The 24,124-nt window shown below is 75.0% G+C and carries 27 protein-coding genes; 14 read left to right on the plus strand and 13 right to left on the minus strand.

What is annotated here, in order from left to right; translation table 11 throughout:
• Positions 1-191: 191 nt before the first annotated feature.
• The 3 genes from ACQP0T_RS23620 to ACQP0T_RS23630 all read left to right on the plus strand — a co-directional run bounded on the left by ACQP0T_RS23620 (position 192) and on the right by ACQP0T_RS23630 (position 3,709).
• On the plus strand, positions 192-1,646 hold the full coding sequence (locus ACQP0T_RS23620) for an LCP family protein (RefSeq protein ID WP_433870024.1): 1,455 nt from the start codon (positions 192-194) through the stop codon (positions 1,644-1,646).
• Positions 1,647-1,785: 139 nt separating this feature from the next.
• The gene (locus ACQP0T_RS23625) at positions 1,786-2,955 is read left to right on the plus strand and encodes an LCP family protein (RefSeq protein WP_433870025.1); all 1,170 of its coding nucleotides are present in this window, start codon (positions 1,786-1,788) and stop codon (positions 2,953-2,955) included.
• 43 nt (positions 2,956-2,998) lie between these two features.
• On the plus strand, positions 2,999-3,709 hold the full coding sequence (locus ACQP0T_RS23630; protein ID WP_433870026.1) for a TIGR03089 family protein: 711 nt from the start codon (positions 2,999-3,001) through the stop codon (positions 3,707-3,709).
• A gap of 89 nt (positions 3,710-3,798) precedes the next feature.
• Here ACQP0T_RS23630 and ACQP0T_RS23635 read toward each other — a convergent pair whose 3' ends face one another.
• From ACQP0T_RS23635 to ACQP0T_RS23650, 4 genes are all read right to left on the minus strand, one after another.
• Positions 3,799-4,227: a DoxX family protein gene (locus ACQP0T_RS23635; RefSeq protein ID WP_433870027.1), complete on the minus strand. Its 429-nt coding sequence runs from the start codon at positions 4,225-4,227 to the stop codon at positions 3,799-3,801.
• 437 nt (positions 4,228-4,664) lie between these two features.
• Positions 4,665-5,153, minus strand: coding sequence for a 5-(carboxyamino)imidazole ribonucleotide mutase (gene purE, locus ACQP0T_RS23640; protein WP_433873825.1), 489 nt, complete (start codon positions 5,151-5,153; stop codon positions 4,665-4,667).
• Positions 5,154-5,200: 47 nt separating this feature from the next.
• A complete protein-coding gene (locus ACQP0T_RS23645) occupies positions 5,201-6,385 on the minus strand; it encodes a 5-(carboxyamino)imidazole ribonucleotide synthase (RefSeq protein WP_433870028.1) in 1,185 nt (394 codons plus the stop codon).
• A 76-nt stretch (positions 6,386-6,461) separates the two neighbouring features.
• Positions 6,462-7,271, minus strand: a complete 810-nt coding sequence (locus tag ACQP0T_RS23650; protein ID WP_433870029.1) for a hypothetical protein — start codon at positions 7,269-7,271, stop codon at positions 6,462-6,464.
• Between the two features lie 251 nt (positions 7,272-7,522).
• Between ACQP0T_RS23650 and ACQP0T_RS23655 the strand changes: the two genes are divergently transcribed.
• Genes ACQP0T_RS23655 through ACQP0T_RS23665 form a run of 3 tightly spaced genes read left to right on the plus strand, consistent with a single transcriptional unit; the run spans position 7,523 to position 10,089 of the window.
• Entirely contained in the window at positions 7,523-8,692 is a 1,170-nt protein-coding gene (locus ACQP0T_RS23655) for a sigma-70 family RNA polymerase sigma factor (RefSeq protein ID WP_433870030.1), read from the plus strand.
• Positions 8,659-9,519: a hypothetical protein gene (locus tag ACQP0T_RS23660; protein ID WP_433870031.1), complete on the plus strand. Its 861-nt coding sequence runs from the start codon at positions 8,659-8,661 to the stop codon at positions 9,517-9,519. Before ACQP0T_RS23655 ends, ACQP0T_RS23660 begins: the two co-directional genes overlap by 34 nt.
• Positions 9,520-9,567: 48 nt before the next feature.
• Positions 9,568-10,089, plus strand: coding sequence for a GtrA family protein (locus ACQP0T_RS23665; RefSeq protein ID WP_433873827.1), 522 nt, complete (start codon positions 9,568-9,570; stop codon positions 10,087-10,089).
• A gap of 19 nt (positions 10,090-10,108) precedes the next feature.
• On the opposite strand, the gene ACQP0T_RS23670 is transcribed toward ACQP0T_RS23665, so the two are convergent.
• Together ACQP0T_RS23670 and ACQP0T_RS23675 are read right to left on the minus strand one after the other, a co-directional pair.
• Entirely contained in the window at positions 10,109-11,383 is a 1,275-nt protein-coding gene (locus ACQP0T_RS23670; protein WP_433870032.1) for an ATP-binding protein, read from the minus strand.
• A gap of 40 nt (positions 11,384-11,423) precedes the next feature.
• On the minus strand, positions 11,424-12,098 hold the full coding sequence (locus tag ACQP0T_RS23675) for a response regulator transcription factor (RefSeq protein ID WP_433870033.1): 675 nt from the start codon (positions 12,096-12,098) through the stop codon (positions 11,424-11,426).
• A gap of 260 nt (positions 12,099-12,358) precedes the next feature.
• On the opposite strand from ACQP0T_RS23675, the gene hisN reads away from it, so the two are divergent.
• Positions 12,359-13,174 carry a histidinol-phosphatase gene (gene hisN, locus ACQP0T_RS23680; protein ID WP_433870034.1) on the plus strand — a complete coding sequence of 272 codons (816 nt, stop codon included), beginning with the start codon at positions 12,359-12,361 and terminating at the stop codon, positions 13,172-13,174.
• Positions 13,175-13,473: 299 nt separating this feature from the next.
• On the opposite strand, the gene ACQP0T_RS23685 is transcribed toward hisN, so the two are convergent.
• The 3 genes from ACQP0T_RS23685 to ACQP0T_RS23695 are packed head-to-tail and all read right to left on the minus strand — an operon-like array spanning position 13,474 to position 15,554.
• Positions 13,474-13,773: a hypothetical protein gene (locus tag ACQP0T_RS23685; protein WP_433870035.1), complete on the minus strand. Its 300-nt coding sequence runs from the start codon at positions 13,771-13,773 to the stop codon at positions 13,474-13,476.
• Positions 13,770-15,296 carry a glycohydrolase toxin TNT-related protein gene (locus ACQP0T_RS23690; RefSeq protein ID WP_433870036.1) on the minus strand — a complete coding sequence of 509 codons (1,527 nt, stop codon included), beginning with the start codon at positions 15,294-15,296 and terminating at the stop codon, positions 13,770-13,772. Before ACQP0T_RS23690 ends, ACQP0T_RS23685 begins: the two co-directional genes overlap by 4 nt.
• A 3-nt stretch (positions 15,297-15,299) precedes the next feature.
• Positions 15,300-15,554, minus strand: a complete 255-nt coding sequence (locus ACQP0T_RS23695) for a hypothetical protein (protein ID WP_345358751.1) — start codon at positions 15,552-15,554, stop codon at positions 15,300-15,302.
• A gap of 258 nt (positions 15,555-15,812) precedes the next feature.
• On the opposite strand from ACQP0T_RS23695, the gene ACQP0T_RS23700 reads away from it, so the two are divergent.
• Complete coding sequence (locus ACQP0T_RS23700) at positions 15,813-16,256, plus strand: MaoC family dehydratase (RefSeq protein WP_433870037.1); 444 nt, start codon at positions 15,813-15,815, stop codon at positions 16,254-16,256.
• Positions 16,257-16,493: 237 nt separating this feature from the next.
• Here the strand turns inward: ACQP0T_RS23700 and ACQP0T_RS23705 are convergent, their stop codons facing one another.
• From ACQP0T_RS23705 to ACQP0T_RS23720, 4 genes are all read right to left on the minus strand, one after another.
• Positions 16,494-17,120 carry an adenosylcobinamide amidohydrolase gene (locus ACQP0T_RS23705; protein WP_433870038.1) on the minus strand — a complete coding sequence of 209 codons (627 nt, stop codon included), beginning with the start codon at positions 17,118-17,120 and terminating at the stop codon, positions 16,494-16,496.
• Positions 17,117-18,067: a hydroxymethylglutaryl-CoA lyase gene (locus tag ACQP0T_RS23710; RefSeq protein ID WP_433870039.1), complete on the minus strand. Its 951-nt coding sequence runs from the start codon at positions 18,065-18,067 to the stop codon at positions 17,117-17,119. The genes ACQP0T_RS23705 and ACQP0T_RS23710 overlap by 4 nt, the downstream gene beginning before the upstream one ends.
• Entirely contained in the window at positions 18,067-18,579 is a 513-nt protein-coding gene (locus ACQP0T_RS23715) for a PH domain-containing protein (protein WP_345358515.1), read from the minus strand. The genes ACQP0T_RS23710 and ACQP0T_RS23715 overlap by 1 nt, the downstream gene beginning before the upstream one ends.
• Before the next feature lie 72 nt (positions 18,580-18,651).
• The gene (locus ACQP0T_RS23720; protein WP_433870040.1) at positions 18,652-19,479 is read right to left on the minus strand and encodes a biotin--[acetyl-CoA-carboxylase] ligase; all 828 of its coding nucleotides are present in this window, start codon (positions 19,477-19,479) and stop codon (positions 18,652-18,654) included.
• Positions 19,480-19,698: 219 nt separating this feature from the next.
• Between ACQP0T_RS23720 and ACQP0T_RS23725 the strand changes: the two genes are divergently transcribed.
• The 6 genes from ACQP0T_RS23725 (at position 19,699) to ACQP0T_RS23750 (ending at position 23,688) form a co-directional block, all read left to right on the plus strand.
• Complete coding sequence (locus ACQP0T_RS23725; RefSeq protein ID WP_433870041.1) at positions 19,699-20,325, plus strand: Maf family protein; 627 nt, start codon at positions 19,699-19,701, stop codon at positions 20,323-20,325.
• 23 nt (positions 20,326-20,348) lie between these two features.
• On the plus strand, positions 20,349-20,717 hold the full coding sequence (locus ACQP0T_RS23730; RefSeq protein ID WP_433870042.1) for a DUF1707 SHOCT-like domain-containing protein: 369 nt from the start codon (positions 20,349-20,351) through the stop codon (positions 20,715-20,717).
• Between the two features lie 41 nt (positions 20,718-20,758).
• Positions 20,759-21,412, plus strand: coding sequence for a DUF3558 domain-containing protein (locus tag ACQP0T_RS23735; protein WP_433870043.1), 654 nt, complete (start codon positions 20,759-20,761; stop codon positions 21,410-21,412).
• Between the two features lie 250 nt (positions 21,413-21,662).
• Complete coding sequence (locus ACQP0T_RS23740) at positions 21,663-22,034, plus strand: hypothetical protein (RefSeq protein WP_369774719.1); 372 nt, start codon at positions 21,663-21,665, stop codon at positions 22,032-22,034.
• Positions 22,034-22,894 (plus strand): PPE domain-containing protein, encoded by an 861-nt coding sequence (locus ACQP0T_RS23745; RefSeq protein ID WP_433870044.1) that lies wholly within the window; start codon positions 22,034-22,036, stop codon positions 22,892-22,894. Before ACQP0T_RS23740 ends, ACQP0T_RS23745 begins: the two co-directional genes overlap by 1 nt.
• Positions 22,894-23,688, plus strand: a complete 795-nt coding sequence (locus tag ACQP0T_RS23750; RefSeq protein WP_433870045.1) for an ESX secretion-associated protein EspG — start codon at positions 22,894-22,896, stop codon at positions 23,686-23,688. Before ACQP0T_RS23745 ends, ACQP0T_RS23750 begins: the two co-directional genes overlap by 1 nt.
• The last annotated feature ends 436 nt before the right edge of the window (positions 23,689-24,124 follow it).

Raw genomic sequence — 24,124 nt, forward strand, 5'->3', positions numbered from 1 at the left:
GAAACGGCTCGGGGGACCTCCCGGGCTCCCGCCGACCGGAACGGCGCGCCCGTCCCGCCGAGGGCGCGGGCACCGGCCCGGGCCGAGCGGGCAGCGGTGAGCACCGCCGCCCGCCGTCGCGCTCGCGGGAAGCCCCGACCGGCGACACCTGGTCGCGGCCGAGCAAGCGCCGGAGCCGCCGGGCGTGGCGGGTGATCGGCCGCACGGCCATCGCGCTGCTGTCGGTGATCGTGCTCAGCTACACCGGCCTGGCCTGGGCGAACCTGAACCGGTTCGGCGGCGGCGAGGGCGCCGTGGACCTGGCCGAGCGCCCGTACGCCGAGGACGGCGCGGTGGACCTCCTGCTGATCGGCAACGACAGCCGCAACGACAAGGAGGGCAACCCGCTGCCCGAATCGGTGCTCCGCGAGCTGCGGACCACCTACGAGAGCGGCGACCTCACCGACACCATGATCCTGGTCCGGATCCCCAACGGCGGGCAGCGGGCCAGCGCGGTGTCCTTCCCCCGCGACACCCTGGTCGACATGGGCGAGTTCGGGAAGCACAAGCTCACCGAGGCCTTCAGCCGGGCCAAGAACGCCGAGGCGGAGAAGCTGCAGGAGCAGGGCCTGTCCGATCCCAAGGAGATCGAGAAGAAGGCCCGCGAGGCGGGGCGCAACTTCCTGATCAGCACGATCGAGGACATCAGCGGTGCCGGGATCGACCACTACGCCGAGGTGAACCTGCTCGGCTTCTACGAGGTCACCAAGGCCGTCGGCGGCGTCGAGGTGTGCCTGAAGGAGCCCGTCGACGACAGCGAGTGGTCCGGCGCGGTGTTCCCCGCCGGACCGCAGACCATCCAAGGCGCCGACGCGCTGGCCTTCGTCCGGCAGCGGCACGGCCTGACCAACGAGCTCGACCGCGTCACCCGGCAGAAGGTGTTCATGTCCGCCTTGGTGGGCAAGGTGCTCTCGGCGGGCACGCTGGCCAACCCGGCACGGCTGACCGATCTGGTCAGCGCGGTGGAGCGGTCCGTCGTGCTGGACGACAAGCTGGCCAACGACATCCTCGGGTTCGCCTCGCAGTTGCAGGGCATCGCCGGGGGCGACGTCGAGTTCCACACCGCGCCGGTGCACTTCGTCGGCGAGAGCGGCGAGGAGGACGTCACCATCCAGGTGCCCGAGGTGCGGCAGTTCGTGGCGAACCTGCTGCTGCCGCCCGCGGAGCGCGCCCGCAAGGAGCAGCAGCAGGCGCAGCAGGCGGCGGCCCGCGAGGACACCACGGTCAGCGTCTTCAACGCCTCCGGCGAAACCGGCCTGGCCGGTCGGGTGCTGGAGGAGGTCGGCACCGCCGGGTTCACCACGGGCGGCAGCGCCAACGCCGACTCCCGGGCCAGTTCGCTGATCTACCACGCGCCGGGCGACCAGGCCGCCGCGCAGCAGCTCGCGGAGATGCTGGGCGGGGTGGAGATCGCCGAGAGCACGAACCTGTCGGCGGGCAACCTGGAGGTCTACCTCGGCGACGACTACGCCGGTCCGGGCGCGGACTTCGCCGGGCGGCAGTCGGTGCGGCTCGACGGTCTCCGCCGGGCCCCGGTCCAGGCGCAGGCGCCGGACACCGCGGACGAGGAACCGATCACCGCCAACGGCGTTCCCTGCGTGTACTGACCTCGGCGCCGGAGAACCGCGCGGCTGCGGCAACCGGGTGGCCGTTGCGCGGTTCTCCGGACACGCCCGGGGGGCCTCCGGTTAGGGTCTGGGCGGCCCGCACCGCGCACTGTGCGGTTGCTCGATCGGGGAGGCACAGGTGGCGGAAGCGCAGGACGACGCGCCGGAGGCGCCGCGCACCGGGCGGCGCTCGGCCGCCCGGATCACCGGCCGCGGCTTGATCGCGCTGTTCTCCGCCGTGGTGCTCGGCACGACGGCGACCGGCTGGTTCCTGCTGGACCGGCTCGACGACGTCAGCAGCTCCACGGTGCTGGCCGAACCCGCCGCGCCGGACGAGGCCGAACCCCCGCCGCCGCGCGACGACGGCGCGCTGGACCTGCTGCTGGTCGGCAGCGACAGCCGCACCGACGCCCACGGCAACCCGCTGCCGGAGAGCGTGCTGCGGGAGCTGCGCACCGAGAGCAGCCCGGGTCTCAACACCGACACCCTGGTGGTGGTCCGCGTCCCGCACGACGGCGCGGCGCCGACCGCCGTGTCCATCCCGCGCGACACCTACACCGAGGTCCCCGGCGGTCGCCCGGAGAAGATCAACGCCGTCTACGGGCTCGCCAAGGCCGCGGCCGCCCGGGAGGAGGGCGCCGACGAGGCCGGGTCGCGGCTGGCCGGGCAGCGGGCGCTGGTGCGCACCGTGCAGCGGCTGACCGGGGTGCGCATCGACCGCTACGCCGAGATCAACCTGCTCGGCTTCTACGAGATCACCGAGGCCGTCGGCGGGGTGCGGGTGTGCCTGCGCCAGGCCACCAGCGACCCCGACTCCGGCGCCGACTTCGCCGCGGGTCCGCAGCGGATCGCCGGTGGCGACGCGCTGGCGTTCGTCCGGCAGCGCGGCGGGTTGCCGCGCGGCGACCTGGACCGGATCGTCCGGCAGCAGGTCTTCATGGCCTCGCTGGCCGGCGAGGTGTTCTCCTCCGGCACGCTGACCGATCCGGCGCGGCTGAACGGGCTCATCGCCGCGCTGCGCCGCTCGGTGGTGCTGGACCAGGACTGGGACGTGATGGCCTTCGCGCAGCGGATGCGCGAGCTCGCCGCGGGCGGGGTGTCGTTCGTGACGCTGCCGCTGACCGGGGTGGGCCTGCGCGACGACCGGGACCGCAGCATCGTCACCGTCGACCCGCCCGCCGTGCGGGACTTCTTCGCCGGGCTGGTCGCGCCGCCACCGCCCGGGCTCGCCCCGGCGGCACCGCTGCGGCTGGACGCGACCGCGCAGCCGCCGCCGATCACCTCCGACGGCGTGCCCTGCGTGAACTGACGGGCGCACGCCGGAGCCGCGGCCGGGCGATACCCTCGTCGCCATGAGCGCCACCCAGGAACTGCTCGGCCCGGTGTTGGCGGGCAACGCCGCGAAGCCGCTGATCACCTACTACGACGACGCGACCGGTGCGCGGGTGGAGCTGTCCGGGGCCACGACGGCGAACTGGGCCGCGAAGACGGCGAACTGGCTGGTCGACGAGCTCGACGTGGAACCGGGCACGCCGGTCGCGGTGGACCTGCCCGCGCACTGGCAGACGGCCGGCGTGCTGCTCGGCGCGTGGTGGTGCGGCGCGCACGTCGTCGATGACCCGGACGGCGCGGAGCTCGCCGTGGTGGCGGCCTCGGACCCGGCGCGCGGCGAGGGCGCGCGGACGGTGGCCGCGGTGGGCCTGGACGCGCTGGGGGCACCGGTGCGCGACCTGCCGGACGGGGTGCTCGACTACGCCACCGAGATCCGCGTGCACGGCGACGACTTCAGCCCGCTGCTGCCGGTCCCGGCCGACACCCCGGCGTTGCTGGGGCACTCCGCCGGGGAGCTGGTCGCCGCCGCCCGCGAGCGGGCGGCCGGGCTCGGCCTCAGCGCCGGGGACCGGGTGCTGTCCACCGTGGAGTGGACGCTGCCCGGCGGGGTGCTGGACGGCCTGCTCGCCGTGCTCGCCGCCGGGGCGTCCCTGGTGCACTGCGCCCACGCCGACCCGGCCCTGCTGGAGCGGCGCCGGGCCGACGAACGCACCACGGCCCGCCTGGCCTGACCCGACCGAAAGCCGAGTGAGGGGCACCTTCATCCGGGTAAGCCGGATGAAGGTGCCCCTCACTCAGTTCGCGAACGGGTGGTGCGTGCTCAGACCCCGGCGAGGTCCTGCTGGGGCTGGCGGCGGCGCAGCGCCGCGTCGACGCTGTAGCGCCGACCGCCGAAGCCGAGCGCGAGGCTCACCGCCGCCAGCAGCAGCACGTACTCGAAACCGCCGTCGGTGACGAAGTACGTGGTGCCCAGGTGCGCGAAGAGCAGGGCGCCGAGCATGACGGCGGCCAGCAGCACGCCCGCAACCGGCAGCAGCACGCCGAGCACCAGGGCGATCCCGCCCAGCAGCTCGACCAGCGCGGCGAACCACGCCGCCGCGGTGGGCAGCGGGATGCCCATCGATGCGAAGCCGCTCGCGGTGGCGTCCATGCCGTTGATCGCGAGCTTCTGGTAGCCGTGCGCGATGAACGTCACGCCCACGACGACGCGGGCCAGGAGGAGGGCGAGGTCGGACAAGGTCTGCCGCATCGGTGACCCCTTTCCGGGAGGGTTCGGGAGGTGCGCGATGTCGCGCTCGGGTGGCACCTCGGGCGCCGCCACGCTGCGGGAGCCCCTCATCAGGTAGACCACCGGCGAGCATATACATGAAGCTTCAAATAGTCCGGGGTGGCCGGTGCGAAGATGCTCACACGCGGCGTGCGCTGCCGCCCGGCATCGTCCGGAAGCCGCCGCAGAACCGCGAAAGCCACCCGGCACCCCGGTCCGACCTGCGGCGGAGCAGGTACGACGGGGTCCGCGCGCGATCAGGCCTGCGACCCGGACGCGGCGGAGCCGCAGTGCGGTGCGGCGCGCGACCGGCGCCACCGCGGGCGCTCAGCGATCCCCTCGCGAGGACAGGTGGCTACATCATGGCGCGGCGAGAGCACCACTGGGGTTCCGGCGCGCACATCGTCGGCGGGAAGCGGTCAGCCGCCGTGGACCTCGGCGCGCAGCGCGTCGTGCTTGGTCAGCACCATGTCCGCCAGGCCGGCCTGGAACCGGGCCATCGCGGCCCGCAGCCGGGCACCCAGCTCACCCGAGTCGGCGGCCAGCGTCCGCACCGCGAGCAGGCCCGCGTTGCGCGCCCCGCCGACCGAGACCGCCGCCACCGGCACCCCGGCGGGCATCTGCACGATGGACAGCAGCGAATCCATCCCGTCCAGGTGCTTGAGCGGAACGGGCACGCCGATCACCGGCAGCACCGTCGCCGAGGCGACCATGCCCGGCAGGTGCGCGGCACCGCCCGCGCCCGCGATGATCACGCGCAGGCCCCGGTCCGCGGCCTCCCGCGCGTAGTCCAGCATCCGCTGCGGGGTCCGGTGGGCCGAGTGCACGCCGACCTCGAAGGGCACCTCGAACTCCGCCAGCGCCTCGCCCGCGGCGCGCATCACCGGCCAGTCCGAATCGCTGCCCATGATGACGCCGACCAGGGGTCGCTCCTCCGCCACGCCTCGCTCCTCAGTCAGTGGATCGGGTGTCCGTCGGCCCACTCGCCCCGGGACAGCCAGTGGATGGCCAACCGGGCCTGCTCGCGGACCTCGTCGAGGTCGTCGCCGAGCAGCGTCACGTGCCCGAGCTTGCGGCCGGACCGCTCGCTCTTGCCGTAGAGGTGGACCTTGGCGTGCGGGTAGCGGGCGAACAGGTGGTGCAGGCGCTCGTCGACGCCCATCGCGGGCTCCTCGGGCGCGCCCAGCAGGTTCGCCATCACCACGGCGGGCGCGGTGAGGTCGGTGCTGCCCAGCGGGTAGTCCAGCACCGCGCGCAGGTGCTGCTCGAACTGGGAGGTGCGGGCGCCCTCGATGGTCCAGTGCCCGGAGTTGTGCGGGCGCATCGCCAGCTCGTTGACCACCAGGCCGTCGTCGGTCTCGAACAGCTCCACGGCCAGCACGCCGGTGACGCCGAGCGACTCGGCAACGGTCAGCGCCAGGTCCTGCGCCTGCTCGACCAGCTCCGGCGAGGCGTCCGGCGCCGGCGCCAGCACCTGCACGCAGATGCCGTCCTGCTGCACCGTCTCCACCAGCGGCCACACCGCGCCCTGCCCGAACGGCGACCGGGCGACCAGCGCGGCCAGCTCGCGGCGCAGCGCCACCCGCTGCTCGGCGAGCAGGACCGCACCCCCGGCGAGCAGCTCGGCGACGGTCTCGCGGGCCTGCTCCGGACCGTCGAGCAGCCACACGCCGCGGCCGTCGTAGCCGCCCCGGGCGGTCTTGAGCACGCACGGCCAGCCGTGCTCGGCGCCGAAGGCGAGCACGTCGTCCACCGAGCAGATCTCGGCGAACGGCGGCACCGGCAACCCCAGCCCGGCGAGCGCGCGGCGCATCACCAGCTTGTCCTGGGCGTGCAGCAGCGCGTCCGGACCCGGCTGCACCGACACCCCGGCGGCGGCCAGCGCGCGCAGGTGCTCGCCCGGCACGTGCTCGTGGTCGAAGGTGAGGACGTCGCAGCCCTGCGCGAACTTGGTCAGGGCGTCCAGGTCGGTGTGGTGGCCCAGCTCCACGTCCGAGGCCACCAGCGCGGCGCTGTCGTCCTCGGAGGTGGCGAGCACCTTGAGCGACTGCCCGAGCGGGATCGCGGCCTGGTGGGTCATCCGGGCCAACTGGCCACCACCGACCATGCCGACGACGGGAGTTCCGGTGCGCTGGTCCACACGACCAGCCTAGTTCGGGCGCCGCCGACCACCGCCCCGGGACTCCTCCGAACGCGACCCAGCTCACGCTCGGGCCTCAGGTCAGGGCGGCGAGCATGGCGCAGGCCTGGTCCGGTTCCGCGGGCAGGGCCTCCAGGGACACCGAGACCGGGTCGGGGCGCGGGACGCGCAGCGCCGGGTCGGCGGCCAGCTTGCGCTCGGCGAGGTGGCGGACGCGCGCGCAGCGCACGCCCAGGGTCCGGTCCCGGGGTGCCAGCACGGCCGCCGTCGAGGCCCGCAGCAGCGCCACCGTCTCGCCCGCGTCGAACACCGCGCGCAGCACCTCGGCGACCAGCACCATGCCCATCGAGCGCGGGTAGCCGTGGCCGTGGTCGGGCACCCGCAGCGAAACGGTGATCAAGGCGTGCTCGTCGGCCGGGGTGCGCCCCGCCGCCCGCGCCCACCGGTACACCTCGTGCAGCCGGGTGCGCAGGTAGCCGGGGGTGGCCAGGCCGGTCAGCGGGTCGCGCACCTCGCGGCCGATCGCGTGCCGGGCGGTGACCTCCGCCCAGCCCAGCGCCAGCGCCCGCACCATCCAGTTCGGCACCGCGTCGAGGTCGAGGCCCGCCGGGGCGCCCGGCGCCGACGCGGCGTGGAAGGCGGCGAGGTCGTCCAGCGCACCGGCGAGCCCGACGCCCGCCTCGGCCCGCGCCGCGCCCAGGTCGGCCAGCAGCGGTACCAGCCCGCCGGCCCCCGTCACCACCGCCGCGCACACCGCGTCCACCGCGCCCCCGGGCCAGTCGCCGGGGAAGGGCCACCCGGCGGCCAAGCTCGCGGCGCGCCACCGGGACCGCAGCGCTCCGCTCCCCGCGGGCAACGCCGCGCCGCTCCATTCCCGACCGCTCACAGTCGCCTCCTCCACGCCCTCCCGCGTGCCCGAGCGGGAGGGATCCTCCCCGCTCGGGGAGAACTGCTCCGTCCACCTGGGAGACGTGCGGACCGGTCGCCCATGACGGTGCCGACCGTGGCGTCGTGGGGTCGATCTCGCGGACAATATGATCCCCCGAGTGACGCTCGGTGCGCGACTGATCACCGAGCGCCCCACGACGGGGTGCCCGCGCGCCGAACGCGGGACAGGCGACCAGGGAAGGGCGTGCAGTGTCGACAGCTCCGCCGGAACCGCAGGAACCCAGCGACGCGGAACTGCTCGACGCGGTCCGCGACGGCTCCACCGAGGCCTACGCGCAGCTCTACGAACGGCACGTCGCCGCCGCCTACCGGATGGCGCGGCAGGTCGCCGGCTCGGCGGCGGAGGCCGACGACCTCGTGTCGGAGTCCTTCGCCAAGGTCCTCGACCTGCTGCGCGCGGGCAGCGGCCCCACCACCGCGTTCCGCGCCTACCTGCTCACCGCGCTGCGCCGCACCGCCTACGACCGCGGCCGCCGGGACCGCAAGGTGCGGCTGGCCGACGACGTGGGCGAGGTGGCCGACGTCGGGGTGCCGTTCACCGACACGGCGGTGGCCGGGCTGGAGCGCTCGCTGGCCGCGCAGGCGTTCGCCCGGCTCCCGGAGCGGTGGCAGACCGCGCTGTGGCACCTGGAGGTCGAGGGCCAGAGCCCCACCGAGGTGGCCCCGCTGCTGGGGCTGACGCCCAACGGGGTGTCCGCGCTGGCCTACCGGGCCCGCGAAGGGCTGCGGCAGGCCTACCTCCAGGTCCACCTGTCCCGCCTCGGCCCGGACGTGGACCGCTGCCGCGCGGTGGTGGACCGGCTCGGGGCCTGGACCCGGGGCGGGTTGTCGAAGCGGGAGACGGCGCAGGTGAACACCCACCTCGACGGGTGCGACCGGTGCCGTGCGCTGGCCGGGGAACTCGCCGAGGTCAACAGCGGGCTGCGGCTCATCGTGGCACCGCTGCTGCTGGGCACCGCCGCGACCGGCTACCTCAGCACCTCGGGCGCCGGAGCGGTCGGCGGTGCCGCCGCGGCCGGATCAGCGGGCGGCGCGCTGAGCGCCGGACCGCGCCAGACGCTGACCGCGACCACGTCCGGGGCCGCGCTGCTCACCGCCATCGCGCTGGGCATCGGCGCGGGCACCGAGCAGCCCGTCCCGGTCGCCGCCGTACCTCCCCCGCCGCCGGTCACCCAGGTCCCCCGCCCGCGCCGAACCCGCCGGCGCCACCACCGCCACCGGCGCCGTCGGCCCCGGCCCCGGCACCGGCACCGCCGACCGAACCGCCGCCACCGCCACCGCCGCGGGTCCCCGACCTGGACGCCACCGGACCGGCCGAGCCGGTCGTGCTGCCCGCGGGCGGCCCGCCCGCCGAGCTGACCATCACCGTGCGCAACACCGGGACCGGACCGTCGACCCCGGTCACCACCTCGCTCGCGCTCCCGGACGGCGTGTCGGCCGCGCTGCCGTCGGCCCGCAGCGGCGGACGGGCCGCGACCACCCCGCAGTCCGCGGACGGGATGACCTGCCGCGGCGGCACCGGCGAGGTGAGCTGCACCACCACCGGCGGCATCGGCCCCGGCGAGGCGCGGGAGTTCGCGTTCCCGCTGCGAGCCGCGCCGACGGCGACCGGCGGCGAGATCACCGCCCGGGTCAGCGCGGGCTCGGCGATCCACCTGCGGCTGCCCGCGATGCCGGTGGTCGTCGAACCGGTCGACGGGGTGCGGGTCGAGCTGGCCCGGTGGAGCTGGGACCCCGACGATTGGGACCTCGACGACCTGCACCCGAACCACCGGCACCTCGACCACCGGCACCCCGACCACCGGCCCTCGGCGCACCGGCACGACGAGGACTGGGACGACGACTGGGACGGCTGGGGCGCTGGCTGGGTCGGTGTCGAGGTCACCAACACCGGGTCCGGCGGTGGCCTCGCCGAGGCGGTCGCCCGGCTGCCCGAGGGCGTCGAGGCGATCGGCGTCTCCCCCGCCTGCCGGGTGCTGCCCGCCGACGACGAGATCCGGTGCGCCGCCGAGCTGGACCCCGGCGAGTCGTTCACCGGCGCGCTGCTGGTCCACTCCGACGGGGGATGGTCGGAGGTGCCGGAGCGGCTCCTGCTGCCGGTGACGGCGACGCTGGGGTCGGCGACCGACGAGGCGGTGATCGACCTGCTCCCGGACTGCGCTCCGGTCTGCCGGCCCGGCGGCTGACCTGCGGCGACCCCGGTACGGGCCACCCGGTCGGGTCGACTCCGTAGAATCGCCGCCGTGTCGGTTCTCGCGCTGCTGCCCCGGCGATGCCGCGGCATCGCGGTCCGGTACCGCGAACTGCTCAAGTTCGGCCTCGTCGGCGGGGCCACCTTCGTCATCGACACGGCGCTGTTCTACGCGCTCAAGCTCACCGTCCTGGAGCACAAGCCGGTCACGTCGAAGGTCATCGCGGTGCTGGTCGCCACGGTGGTGTCCTACGTGCTCAACCGGGAGTGGTCGTTCCGGAGCCGGGGCGGGCGCGGTCGGCGCTCCGAGGCGATGCTGTACTTCCTGATCAGCGGCATCGGGGTGGCCTTGTACTCGGCGCCGCTGTGGGTCTCCCGCTACCTGCTGCACCTGCAGACCCCGTACACCACCAGGCTGGTGGAGGAGATCGCGGACTTCACCGCCGGGCAGGTCGTCGGCGTGCTGCTGGGGATGGCTTTCCGCTGGTGGGCGTTCCGGCGCTGGGTGTTCCCGGCGCAGCCCGACCCGGGCCCGGCGCCCAGCCCCGTCCTGTCCCGGCGCTAGCGCCCGTCCTGTCCCGGCGCTAGCGCGGGGTGGACTCGATGTTCCACGGCACGCCGAGGATGTCGTCGGCGCGGGCCAGCGGCAGGAACACCTCGAACATCGCCGGGCGCGCCTTGCTCAGCTCCAGCCGACCGCTGTCGGCCTCCACCAGCGCGCGGGCCAGCGCCAGCCCCACGCCGGTGGAGCCGCGCCCCGAGAAGCCGCGCTCGAAGACGTAGGGCACCAGCTCGTCGGGCACGCCCGGACCGGCGTCGCCGACCTCGATGACCGCGGTGCCGCTGCCGTGCCGGGCGGTGAGGGTCACCGTGCCGGTGCCGTGCCGCAGCGCGTTGTCCAGCAGCACACCCAGCACCTCCCGCAGCCGCGCCGTGGTGGCGCGGGCCAGCAGGCCGTCCTCCACCCGCAGCCGCAGCGTCCGCCCTTCGGCGCGCAGCGGCTCGCGCCACTCCGCGGAGACCTCGGTGAGCAGGGTGGAGACGTCCAGCGGTTCGGCGTCCCGGGTGCGCGCCGCGCTCGCCGCGGCGAGCAGGTCGTCGAGCACCGCGGAGAGCCGTTCGGCCTGCTCCAGCGCGGCGGTGGCCTCCTCGGCGACCGCCGGATCGTCGGTCGCGGCCAGCGCGTCGAGCCGCAGGTGCATCGCGGTGAGCCTGCTGCGCAGCTGGTGCGAGACGTCCCCGACGAGGTCCCGCTCGCGCTGCACGAGCTGGGCCAGCGCGGCCCCGGAGGCGTCCAGCGCATCGGACACCCGGTCGAGCTCGGGCACCTCGTGGCGCTGCGGGTCGGGGCGGAAGTCGCCGGCGCCGAGGCGGGCCGCCCGGGCCGCGACGTGCCGCAGCGGATCGGCCAGCCGCCGGGCGGTGACCGACGCCACGATCATCCCGGTGCCCGCCGACAGCACCACCAGCAGCACCACCAGCGAGCCCACCTGCACCTGCTGGGTGCGCACCGGACTGCTGGGCGCGGCGATGGTCACCGTGCCGCTCTGCACCATCGGCACGCTCTCCACCAGCGGGTTCTCCCCCGGGTCGGGCCCGTAGATGTAGTCGTGCTGCCGGGTGCGCACGATCAGCCGAGCTCCGTCGGGCACCGCGATCCGGGCGGCGGTGAGGTCGATCGGCTGCTGGGCGGCGACCTGCTCGTCGAGCAGCGTGGCGATCTGCTGCGCGCGGGTGGACAGGTCGGCCGTGGTGAGGTCCGCGACCAGCTTGAGCGCGCTGAAGCCCAGCGGCAGCCCGAGCGCGACCGCGGTCACCGCCACCGCGAGCAGCGTCGCCTGCAGGATCCGTCGGCGCATCGCGTCAGGGCTCCACCGGCACGTCCATCGGGGGCACCTCTCAGTCCGCGTTGAACCGGAAGCCGACGCCGCGCACCGTCGCGATCCGGGTCTCGTCGAGCCTGCCCCCGGTGTCGCCGAGCTTGCGGCGCAACCACGAGATGTGCATGTCCAGCGTCTTGCTGCCCTTGCGATCGGACTCCGGCCAGACCTCCTCCAGGATCTCCTCGCGGGTCACCACCTGCCCGGTGTGCTGCATCAGCACCCGCAGCAGCTCGAACTCCTTGTTCGCCAGCTGCACCTCGTGCTGGTCGACGAGCACCCGGCGCGCGGTGAGGTCCAGCCGCACCCCGCTGGCCTCCAGCGTCTCCGGGGCGCCGCGCCGCAGCAGCGCCCGGATGCGGGCCATCAGCTCGGCCAGCCGGAACGGTTTGGCCACGTAGTCGTCGGCGCCCGCGTCGAGGCCGACCACGAAGTCCACCTCGTCGGTGCGGGCGGTGAGCATCAGCACCGGGAGGCCCCGGCCCTGGGCGCGCAGCCTGCGGCAGACCTCCAGGCCGTCCATCTCCGGCAACCCGAGGTCGAGGACCAGCAGGTCGACACCGCCCGACGCGGCGGCCACCAACGTCGCCGGGCCGTCCTCGATCACCTGGACCGAGTACCCCTCTCGTTGCAGCGCGCGGGACAGCGGTACGGCGATGGCCGGATCGTCTTCGGCAAGCAGCACCACGCTCACGTCACCAGCCTAGAGAAGCGGCCCCCGTCCTCGACCCCAGGTCCGCCCGGGGTGCGGGCGCGGCGGCCGGGTGCGGTGTCCCCGAGGCCGACCAGAGGCCGCATTCAAGAAGACTGCGTGGCGGTGCGGGTGGCGGAACCTCAGCGGCCTTCTCGCTCCGGGCGCCCTTCCTCATGTACCCACCACGTACACGGCGTCAGGGCGTCCTCGCGAGAAGACCGCTGAGAACCCGCCGCGGTGCCGGTTGCGTGCCTCACCGCATGCGGCTCCGCCGCATTCTGGAAGGACCCCTAAGGTGCTCTGCCGTGACGACCGATCTCGAACTCGCCCAGCGGCTCGCCGACGTCGCCGACCGGATCACCACCGCCCGGTTCCGCGCCCGCGACCTGCACGTCGACCGCAAGCCGGACCGGACGCCGGTGACCGACGCCGACCTCGCGGTCGAGGACGCGGTGCGCGCCGAGCTCGCCGAGCACCGCCCGGGCGACGTGGTGGCGGGCGAGGAGCGCGGCGGCGAGGTCGGCAGCGGGCGGGCGTGGGTGCTCGACCCGATCGACGGCACCAAGAACTTCCTGCGCGGCGTGCCCGCGTGGGCGACGCTGCTCGCGCTCGTCGACGGCGGGCGCCCGGTCCTCGGGATGGTCAGCGCCCCGGCGCTGGGCAAGCGGTGGTGGGCCGGGGCAGGCGCCGGGGCGTGGTGCCGGACCGGCGCGGGCGAGCCGGAGCGGATCTCGGTGTCCGGGGTGCGCGACCTGGGCGACGCGTACCTGTCGACCACGCACCTGGGGAGCTGGGTGGAGCACCACTCGCGGGAGTCCTACCTGCGGCTGGTCGACGCCTGCTGGGAGAACCGGGCGTTCGGCGACTTCTGGCAGCACTGCCTGGTCGCCGAAGGCGCGATCGACCTGGCCGCCGAGGCCGTCGTCAACCCCTGGGACGTGGCGGCGGTGCAGGTCATCGTCGAGGAAGCGGGCGGCACCTTCACCGACCTCACCGGCGCCCCCCGCTACGACGGCGGCAGCGCCCTCACCTCCAACGGCCACCTCCACGCCGAAGCCCTCCACCACCTCACCTGAAGCGGCAGGCAGGCACGCCCGCGCGAAACCCGGTCACCGTCAGGCAAGCGGCGAAGCCGCTTCCGCTTTGCCCCACGCACGCAACCGGCACCGCCGCGGGTTCTCAGCGGTCTTCTCGCGAGGACGCCCTGACGCCGTGTACGCGCTTGTACATCAGGAAGGGCGCCCGGAGCGAGAAGACCGCTGAGGTTCCGCCACCCGCACCCCTACGCAACCGGACCACAACACCATCCCGACGAGAAGGCCGCTGAGGTTCCGCCACCGGCACCGCCCCGCAAAAGAAGACCGACACCGAAAGATCACACCCGAGGAGTCCCCTGGGGTGGGGTGTTGGTTGCGTCTACTGTCCCCACCACCCCCCGCAGCACCTGGGTCCAGGTGAGCCGTCCGAACAGGTAGAAGCAGGCGACCTGCTCGCTGTCGAAGCGCGCCCAGTCGTAGCGGTTGCCCTGCTCGCGCCAGAAGACCTCCCAGGCGGCGACCCCGTCGGCCTCGCCGCGCAGCAGGCACCAGGCGTCGTCCACCTCGGCGCCGACCGAGACGAGTCCGGCGGGCACGCCCATCGACTCCAGCCAGCCGATCACCGACTCGGTGTTCACGTCCCTGCCTCCTGCGCTCGTGCCGACTCGATCCGCTGCGTCCGCTCCTCGGCGTTGCGGCGCTGCGCGGTCAACTCCACCAGGTATCCCATGGCGACCAGCTCGACCAGCGGGTAGGTGGTGCGGTAGCGCACCCCGCCGCCGGGTTGGCCGAACCAGGGCTCGACCTCTCCCCGCCACACCGGCAGCGGGCGCATCACCCGGTACCGCCGGTACGGCAGCCGCCGGTGCTCCGGGGGCAGCGCGCGGCGGGCGAACGGCGTCGCCGGGGCGAACAGCATCCGGCCCGCTCCGTCACCGAGGTGGTCGACGACCTCGTCGGGTTCCAGCACCACCGGTTCGGCCTCCTCCCCGGACGGCCACGCCCACCCCTCGTCCCGGCGGTACCGGAGTTCCCACTCCTGCTCGTCGAGCCCGCCGAGCGGGGTGTGGTCGGCGACCAGTTCCTCGGGCAGCTCCTCGGTCTCGGCCGGTTCGGCCCGCTGCCGCAGCCACGCCGCGTAGACCTCGCCGGAGCGGGTCCGGGCCACCGCGTCGCCGTCGCGGACCAGGTCCGCGCTCGGGTGGTGCTGCGGTGGGCGGTCGTCGGCGGGCGGGGCGAACTGCCTGCTCGCCTTGCCCGCCGCGACCGGCATGAACCCGATCGGGAACTGGTGCAGCACGAACGCGACGACGTCGGCGTCGCGGTCGCCCTTGCGCAGCGGACGCCGACCACCGGCCTGCGGTGAGCTCGGGGTGGCCAGCGGGCGCAGCGGTGCGCGCGGCGGCACGGCCCGGTGCGGCGCGTCAGGGCGGTGCGGCGCACCAGGGCGGTTCGGTGTGGCAGGGCGGTTCGGTGCGGCGGGGTGCGGTCCGGGCCCCGGTTGCCGGGGCAGCGGACCGGACCGCACCGGCGGGGCGGCCTGCGGCGGCGCCGGGCGCGGCACCCGGTGCGGGGCGGTCGTCGACGCCGGATCGGCCTCGGGCGGCGCCCAGCCGACCCGGGGGATCGGCCCGGTCCCGGCCTCGGTGACGGTCACCGGACCGGTGCGCTCGGCATCGGCCGTCCAGGTGGGCGGTTCGGCGGCGGCGGCGGTCAACGCCCGGTGCGCCTCCTCGATGCCGGGCGCGGCCTCGCGCACCGCGGCTTCGACCGCCGCCGGTCGCCCGGCGGACCGCGCCTCGTCGACGCGCCGGGCCAGCGCCGCCAGCTCCCGCACCAGGCGGGACTTCACCGCGCCGACCTGCTCGGCGGCGTGCGCCAACCGGTCCGCGGCGGCGCGGCACTGCTCGGCCGCCGCGGCGACTGCGCCGTCCTCCCCGGTCGACCACGCCTGCCGGGCCGCGGCCGCGGCTTCCGGACCGAGTGCGTCGAAGGCCGCCGACGCGGTCGCGGAGGCGTCGCGGGCCAGCGCGTCCAAGGCGTCGGCGGCCTCCCGCCAGGCGAGCGCCGTGCCGCGCATCGCGTCCTCATCGGCCTCCGGCCACCGCGCCCCGGCGAGCGCGGCGACCTCGCGCAGTTCAGCGGGGAGTTCGATGCCCATCGCTCACTCCTGCCCGGCGTCGCGGTGCGCAGCGCCGAAATCCCGGAGCCGCTCGGGCAGGGCCGCGACCCGCTCCAGCGCGGACCGGGCCGGGTCCCGGTGCGCGGCGGCGAACGCCGTTCCGACATCGTCCTGGCCCCAGCACTCCCCGGCGTCCGACAGCGCGCGGCGCAGCGCGTCGGCGATGCGCTCGGCGCGGTCGGCGAGTTCACCGAAACCGCGGGCCGGGTCTGCGCCGTCGGCGCGGGAACCGTCCATGCTCACGTCCGTTCCGCCGGGTCCTGCCGGGTCGCGGTCCGGGTCCCGTCCGGACCGCTCGCGCCATTGTCGCCCCTGCCCGCAACGGCCCCGTGCGGCACCGGTCCGAACGGCGCGCGGACGCGGTGGTCGGTGGGCACGGACTCCCCTTCCGGTGCGGGCGCTCGCCGGTGGGACGCGGTGCGCCGCGGCCCGGTTCCGCTCGCCTGTGAGGACTCTCTCCACCGCAGCTCGGCGCGCCGGCGGGAAAATGGCGTGATGGCCACGATCGCTTACGAAGACCTCCCGCCCGGCCACGTCGTCGATCTCGGCAAGGTGGAGGTGGATCGCAACGAGATGCTGGAGTTCGCCCGCCGTTTCGACCCGCAGCCGTTCCACCTCGACGAGGAGGCCGGCCGCAACTCGGTGCTCGGGGGCCTGTGCGCCTCCGGCTGGTACACCGCGTCGCTGTGGATGCGCGCCTACGTCGATCACGTGCTGGCGGATTCCACCTCGCAGGGTTCGCCCGGCGGCAACGAGCTGAGCTGGACGGCCCCGGTCTTCCCCGGCGACGTGCTGCACTTTCAGCTCGAAGTGCTGAGCAGGCGGCTGTCCAAGAGCAAGCCGGGGCTGGGCCTGGTCGAGATCACCGGCACCGCCGACCGCGGCCCCGACCGGGTGCTGCGCTTCACCTTCCTCGGCATGTTCGGCACCAGGGACTGAAAACCCACCCCACGCAGGGCCTACCAGCGCCGACGCCACCCGCAAACCACCATCAGGCAAGCGGCGAAAGCCGCTTCCGCCTTGCCCCACCCTCGCAGCTTGCACCGCCGCGGGTTCTCAGCGGCCTTCTCGCGAGGACGCCCTGATGCCGTGTATTGGCGATCCATCAAGAAGGGCGCCCGGAGCGAGAAGGCCGCTGAGGTTCCGCCACCCGCACCGCCCGCACAACGCGTCCGTTCAATACAACCTCGTTCTGAGCCCTGCGCTGATTCCTGCGTGCACGGCCCGGGCCAGCGCCGCGCCGATCCGGGAGCGCGGTCCGCCGTAGGGTTCCGGATCGCCGTCGGCGGGGCACAGCACGGCGGTGGCGTCGGTGACCGTGCCGGTACCGTCGACGCCCGCTTCGGCCAGCGCCTGCGCTTTCGCCTCGGCGACCGTGGCGATCGCGTTCACCAGGGCTGCCTCGCCGAGCCGGACCGGCGACCAGCACACCGCGTTGATGGTGCCGGGGGTGCGCACCTCCTCCTGCTGCGGCGCGGCGGCCCACACGGGTTGTCCGACCCCGGTGGTGACGCTGGCCCGGACCCCGGAGTCCACGGCGGTCACCTCGTGGCGCACGTCGACGGCGGTGAGCAACCCGATCCCGTCGTGCGCCAGCCCCAGCTCCGCGGCCAGCTCCGCGATGTGCGCGGGCGGGTCGGGCCGGTCGTAGTCGTCGACGACGGTGCAGTTGAACACCCAGTGCCGCAGGCCGATCCCACCGCCGAAGCTGGCCGAGGACACCGCCAGCCACGGCCGTTCGCAGCGCCACACCAGCACCGGGCGGCCCTGCGCGGTGCGCAGGGCGGGCAGCGGTCCGGTCACGGCGCCAGCGCTCCGACGACGCGCGAGGGGCTGGGCCGCCCCAGCTTCCCGGCCATCCAGGTGCTCGTCGCCACCAGCGCGTCCAGGTCGACGCCGTGCTCGACGCCGAGCCCGTCGAGCATCCACACCAGGTCCTCGGTGGCGAGGTTGCCGGTCGCCGACTCCGCGTACGGGCAACCGCCGAGGCCACCCGCCGAGGAGTCCACCGTGCGCACCCCGCAGCGCAAGGCCGCCCAGGTGTTGGCCAGCGCTTGCCCGTAGGTGTCGTGGAAGTGCACCGCGAGCCGGTCGACCCCGACGCCGGCCGCGCCGAACGCCCGCAGCAGCGCCTCGACGTGCCCCGGGGTCGCCACGCCGGTGGTGTCGCCGAGGGAGAGCTGCGCGCAACCGAGGTCGAGCAGCCGCTTGCCCGCGGCCACGACCTGCTCGACCGGCACCGCGCCTTCCCACGGGTCGCCGAAGCACATCGACAGGTACCCGCGCACGGTCAGCCCGGACCCGGTCGCCCGGCCGACGACCTGCTCGAACATCTCGAACTGCGATTCGAGGCCGCGGTTGAGGTTACGGCGCGCGAAGGTCTCGGTGGCGGCGGCGAACACCGCGATGTCGCGCACGCCCGCCTCCAGCGCGCGGTCCAGGCCGCGCGCGTTGGGCACCAGGACCGGGTAGCGCACGCCCGGTGCGGCGCGGAGCCCGGCGAGCAGGTCGGCGGCGTCGGCGAGCTGCGGGATCCACTCGGGCCGCACGAAGCTGGTCGCCTCCAGCACGCGCAGCCCGGCGGCGGCCAGCCGGTCCAGGAACTCCAGCTTCACCTCGAGGGGGACGACGGTGCTCTCGTTCTGCAGCCCGTCGCGGGGCCCGACCTCCCAGATCGTCACCGATTCGGGCAGCTCGCCCCGCTCCGGCGGCGGCACCCGCATCGGCAGTCCCGGCACCCGCGCACCCATCAGGTCTCCTCCCGCCTCGCAGTCTCCCGAGGATCGTCGTCGACCTCCCGGTAGAGCAAGGTGTGGACCTGCTCGACGTGGGGGATGTCATCGAATTCGAGCGGTTCGTCCGAGGCGGACTCCACGACGAGCGTGCCGCAGCCCAGCACCCGGTCGATCAGCCCGTGCCGGAAGCGCACCGAGTTGATCCGCGACATCGGGATGCCGGTGCCCGAGCGGGTGAAGACGCCTTCGCGGACCATCAACCGGTGCGTGGTCAGCACGAAGTGGGTGGTGCGCCAGCGCACCAGCGGCACCAGCACCAGCCAGATCAGCAGCAGACCGCCGACCGCGCTGATCACCGCCCAGCCGATCGCGTTCCAGGCCAGCGGGGCCACCAGGGCGGCCAGGTAGGAGCCGCCGCCCACCACCAGCAGCAGCGCCAGGACCGGCAGCACCAGCGTCTTCCAGTGCGGGTGCGTGTGCACCACCACGTGCTCGTCGTCGGCGAGCAGGTCATCCGGGTAGGCCACCGGTTCCCCCTCCCTCGGCCCGTTCGACCGTCGTCGATCACGGTACCGGCCGCGCCGCGCGGCGACGGCCGATCACAGCGGGCGCAGGTGGACCACGTCGCCCGCCGACACCGGCGCGGGTTCCTCCTCGCCGTCGGCGTGCACCAGCAGCCTGCCGTGCCGGTCGACGTCGACGGCGGTGCCCACCAGCGGGTCGCGCTCGCCGAGCTCGACGCGGACGCGCTGGCCGAGGGTGCCGCACAGCCGGCGGTAGCGGTCCAGCAGCCCGGAGGCCACCACGTCACCGCCGGTGGCCCGCCACCGGTCGTCCACCTCGGCCACGGCGTCCAGCAGCGCGACCGCGAGCTCCTCGCGGTCGACGTCGGCGCCCTCGGCGGCCAGCGACGTCGCGGGCAGCCCACCGGCGCCGGTGGGCAGGTCGGCGGCGGCGTGGTGCACGTTGACGCCGATGCCGACCACGATCGCCGTGCCGCCGCCTCCGGCCACCGCCTCGGCGAGGATCCCCGCGCCCTTGCTCCAGCGCTGCCCGGACCCGAGCAGCAGGTCGTTCGGCCACTTCAGCGCGGCGGACACGTCGGTGGTCCGCTGCACCGTCTCGGCCAGCGCCACCCCCGCCAGCAGCGGGAACCAGCCCGACGGCGGCAGCCCGGGGCGCAACAGCACGCTCACGTGCAGGCCGAAGCCGCGCGGGGAGTGCCACGGGCGGCGCAACCGGCCGCGACCGGAGTTCTGCTCCTCGGCGATGAGCACCGCGCGGTCCGGTGCGCCCTCGACGGCGGCGGCGACCAGGTCGGTGTTGGTGGACCCGGTCACCGTCACGACGTCCAGGGCCGCGTACGGGCCGTCGTCGACCAGGCGGGCGCGCAACCGGTCGGCGCTGAGCAGCACGGGAGTCGACACCCGTCCAGCCTAGGAACCCGCCTCCGACCGCGCCGCGCCGGGCGCCACCGCGGCGGGCGGCGCCTCGCCCGGGGGCGCCCGGGCGCCCGTCACCTGGTCGGGTGGTGAGTGAGGGGCGCCTTCATCCGGATCGGCGCGGTCGTCCGAGGAGGTGCGGTCCTCGGTCGCCCCGCCGGGACGCGCGGCCGGTCCGCCGCTCGTGGCCGATAGGGTTCCGGGGTGCGCTTCGTGCTCGCTTCAGCTTCCCCCGCCCGGCTGTCCGTGCTGCGTTCGGCGGGCATCGACCCCGTGGTCCGGGTGTCCGGTGTCGACGAGGACGCCGTCGCGGCGGGGTTGACCGATCCCGCCCCGGCCGAGCTCGTCACCGCGCTGGCGCGGGCCAAGGCGGAGGCGGTCGCGCGGGAGGCGGCCGAAACCGGCGAGTCGGTGGTCGTCGGCTGCGATTCGATGCTGCTGATGGGCGACGGCGAGGTGGTCGGCAAGCCCGGCACCGCCGAGGTCGCGGCCCGCCGCTGGGCGGCCAACGCCGGGGGCACCGGCCACCTGCACACCGGGCACAGCGTGCTGCGGCTGCGCGACGGCGAAGTGGTGGCGCGGGCCGACGGGCACCTGAGCACCGCGGTCCACTTCGGCACCCCGAGCCCGGACGAGCTCGACGCCTACGTGGCCACCGGGGAGCCGCTCCAGGTCGCCGGCGGGTTCACCCTCGAAGGCTTCGGCGGCTGGTTCATCGAGGGCGTGGACGGCGATCCCTCCGGCGTGCTCGGCATCAGCCTGCCGCTGACCCGGTCGCTGCTCGCCGAGGTCGGTGTCGCGGTCACTTCGCTGTGGCGCCGGACCGGCTGATCCCGCCGCCGTAGGATGGCGCCGTGGACGAAGGGCGGCGGCGCGGCGAGCTGCGGATCGGCGATCCGGAGCGCGAGCAGGTGATGCGGATGCTCGGCGAGCACTTGTCGGCGCGGCGCCTCGACGTGCACGAGTACGACGAGCGCTGCCGCGCGGCGGCCGACGCGCGCTACCGCCGCGACCTGGACCGGCTGTTCACCGACCTGCCCGAACCCCGCCCGCAGCGCGCCGCGCCGGCCCGCGCCGCCCAGCACGAGACCCCGGGCCGGTTCCGGACCCTCGTGCTGGTCGGCGCCGCGCTGCTGGGCGGTGTGCTGCTGATGGTGCGCGTGCCCCTGGTGTTGGTGCTGATCGTGGTCGCCGGGGTGATCTGGTGGGGCCTGCGCCGGTGAGGGCCCGCACGCCCGCGGCACGGCTTCGTTACGGTGTTCAGATGGACACCTCGCGGAGGGCGGTGGCGTCGGGCGGCGTGCTGGCCGCTCTCGTCCTCACCGGATGCGGGCCGACGCAGTCCGAGCACGCCGCCGAGACCGCTTCGCCACCACCGGCGCCGCCGCCGACCACGTCGAGCACGCCGCCGCCACCGCCGCCCCGGCCGTTCGAGATCGGGCTGGACGCTGTCGACCCGTGCGAACTGCTCACCGCCGACCAGCGCGCCCAGCTCGGTTTCGACCGCGAACCGATCCCCGACTCCGAGGCCGGGTTCGGTGACGCGGCGACCTGCAGCTACCGCAACAGCACGGCCAAGGTCGGCGCCCGGCTCGCGCTGATCACCACCGAGGGCATGGGGGTGTGGACCGACGACACCGCGCAGGTGTCCGCGACGCCCGTGGTGGTCGAGGGCTTCCCCGCGCTGGTCATCAAGACGCCCGGCCTGGACCTGTCCTGCAACGTCGCGGTGGACGTCGCCGAGGGGCAGCACCTCGACGTGCTCTACCGGGACGACGGCGGGCAACCCCCACCGCCCGTGGACCAGTTGTGCGCGGGCGCGCGGCGGGTCGCCGAGGACGCCGTCGCGACGCTCGCCGCGCCGGAGACCTCCACATCGGAACCCACCTCGGAGACGATGACCAGCACCGATCGCTGAGCGTGCGGCAACACGAGCGATCTTCACCCAATTCGGGGTGGCACTCACCGCAGCTGTAGGACTCCCCTCCGTGACGGGTGGTGGTTACAGTGATCGGCGGACGTCCGAGAAGCCGTCCTCGCACCGAGCGGCCCGGCGCTGCCGAACCGGCGCGGTCCGCTCGCGGCGCCCGACCCCGGCGCGGTGACCCGCATCGCCGCCATCCCGGGTGTCCAGCGCGGACGGGTTCTCACCTTGGGAGGGGAAAAACGTGCCGCTCAGTTCGCCAACCGGCGACGGTTACGCGGGCTCGCCGGGCGACTCCGGCGGATCCGTGCAGGTCGAACCGTCGTCCATCCCGAAATTGGTCAGCGCTCTGCAAGAATCGCTGGACTCGGTCGGTGTGCAGATCGAACACGCGATCACGGAGCTGCGCATCCGGCCGTGGGCCGGGGACCCGATCAGCAGCTACGCCGCCGGGGAGTTCAACGACCGGTCCCTGGGTGGCGGCGAGGACGCCCTCACCGCGCTGTGCGGGTACCGGGACCAGTTGCAGGCGGCCGCCGAATCGCTCGAACGCGCCGGGCAGCAGTACCGGGTGATCGACGAGGACAACGCCGTCGGCATGGCCGGGGGCTGCTGATGGCCGAACACCGCTGGCAGGGCTACAGCCACGCCGAGCTGTTCGCCCAGATCAACGACGGACCCGGCGCCGACGGGTCCACCGACAGCATCCGCCGCTGGTCCGAGCTGACCCGGGCGCTCGACGAGATCGACAGCGGTCTGGCCGCCGCGGTCGCCACCGCGCGGGCCGGCTGGCGGGGCGAAGCCGCCACCAGCGCCGAAGGTGGGCTGCGCCCGCTCGGCGAGTGGGCGGCGCAGGCGCAGCAGGCGGCCGAGGTGATGCGCGAGCGCGCCGAGCAGCAGGCCGAGCACATCAGCAAGGCCCGCCGCGACATGCCCCCGCCCGTCGAGGCACCGGCCGAGGAGCCGAGCGCCGCCGTGACCCTGCTGACCCACCTGTTCGGCGGGCAGACCGACTACGAGGTCCAGGAGGCCCGCCAGCGGGCCGCCGAGCAGCGGGCGTTCGACGTCATGCGCGCCTACGAGGCCTCCACCCGGGCCACCACCACCTCGCTGGCCTCCTTCATGCCGCCGCCGCAGGTCGTGGTCGACACGCCGGTGGGCCGGGCCGGCGCACCGGGCGCCGGGCAGCAGGTCACGATCAGCTGGGGCGCCCCGGTCACCCCGACGGCCCCGGCGCCGCGCGCTCCACTGGGCAGCGCCCCCGCCGGGCGGGGCGAGCGGTCCTCCCGGAACGGGAACGCGACCGGCCGCGGCGGTTCCCCCCGGCACCGCGACGGCACGTTCTCCCCGACTCGCAGGCGCACGTCCGGCGAGCAGGTGGACCGGTCGGTGACCGAGCAGGTCGGCGGCCGGGGCGGCTTCTTCGACGAGCCGCAGACCTTCTCCCGTCCGGTGATCGGAGGCGAGCCCGGGTGATGCCGATCTCGACCGGCCGGGTCGAGCGGTTCAGCCTGTCCGCGCTGGAATTCGACGTCCTGGTGGAACACCTCGGGCTGGAGGCGATGCCGCTGGTCCTCAAGGTCCCGTCCCCGGGACGCACCGACGTCGAGCGGGCCGACCTGGTGGACTCCGCGTGGCGTTCGCTGGCGGCCCGCGACCTCGGTTCGGCCACCGGGCTCGACACCGCGGTCGAGGACGCGCTGCGGTTGCTGGCCCGACCGGACCGCGAGGTGGACGGTCGGCTCTGGCTCGGCCGCGGGGTGCGCGTGCTCGCCGCCGCCGACGATGCCGCCGACCGGGCGGTGCTGGTGGTCAAGGAGGCAGACCGGCTGGAGTTCCGGAGCGCGGCGGCGTCCGGGCTGGCCCGGGAAGCGGTGTCGGTGCTGCCCCCGGCGGTCGCCGGGCCAGGTCGTTCGGTGTCGCTGCGCAGCGCGGACCTCGACGCGGCCGCCGCGGAGGCCGGGGACGGCGTCGAACGGCTGCCCGCCGCGCTGCGCCGACGCGGCGTCCGGGCGGAGGACGCCGAGAACCTCACCGGCATGGTCGGCGAGGTCACCGCGCAGGGCCAGTTCGGCGTCGCGGCGCGGGACCGCTTGGGGCGTCGCCACCGCGGCGCGCACACCATCGGGACCTTCGACAACGACTACGGCCGCTACCTGCAGCTCCGCCGCGCGTCCCCGTCCGGGGAGCTCTGGAGCACCGTGACCCCCGCCGACAGCAGGCAGCTCGCCGCCCACCTCGACGAACTCCTCGCCACCCTCGCCGGGTGACCGTCCGAACCGGCCGGTCCGGACGGCTGGCGGTTCGGCGGTGGAACCTTCGAGATGACGGGCCGTTCGGGATGACCGGCCGGTCGGGGTGACCGGCCCGTCGGACCGGTGGCTCGTGGGACCGGTGCGGGGGCGTTCCCGGCGGCGACCCCGTGCGCTGCGGGCAGCATCCGGCGTCTGCTTCGGAAGGCGCACGCTGGCTCATCGCGGGCGGCACGCGATCCGCGAAGGCGGTCGTCCGGCCGCGGAGCTGCCGAACCGGGTCCGCCCCGAGGTGCGGGGAAGCCACCGCTCGGTGGTGGGCGTGCGGCCGGAGCCGCGGCCACCACCGAGCGATGTTCCCCTGATGCCGCTCCGCTACGTGGTTCGCCTTCCCACGGGCATTCCCTCCGGTCCGCGGCGGGCGCCGCACGCCCACCGCGAACCCGTAGCCGAC

It is taken from the genome of Saccharopolyspora sp. CA-218241, from assembly GCF_050954615.1.
In the GTDB taxonomy this organism is placed as follows: domain Bacteria; phylum Actinomycetota; class Actinomycetes; order Mycobacteriales; family Pseudonocardiaceae; genus Saccharopolyspora; species Saccharopolyspora cebuensis.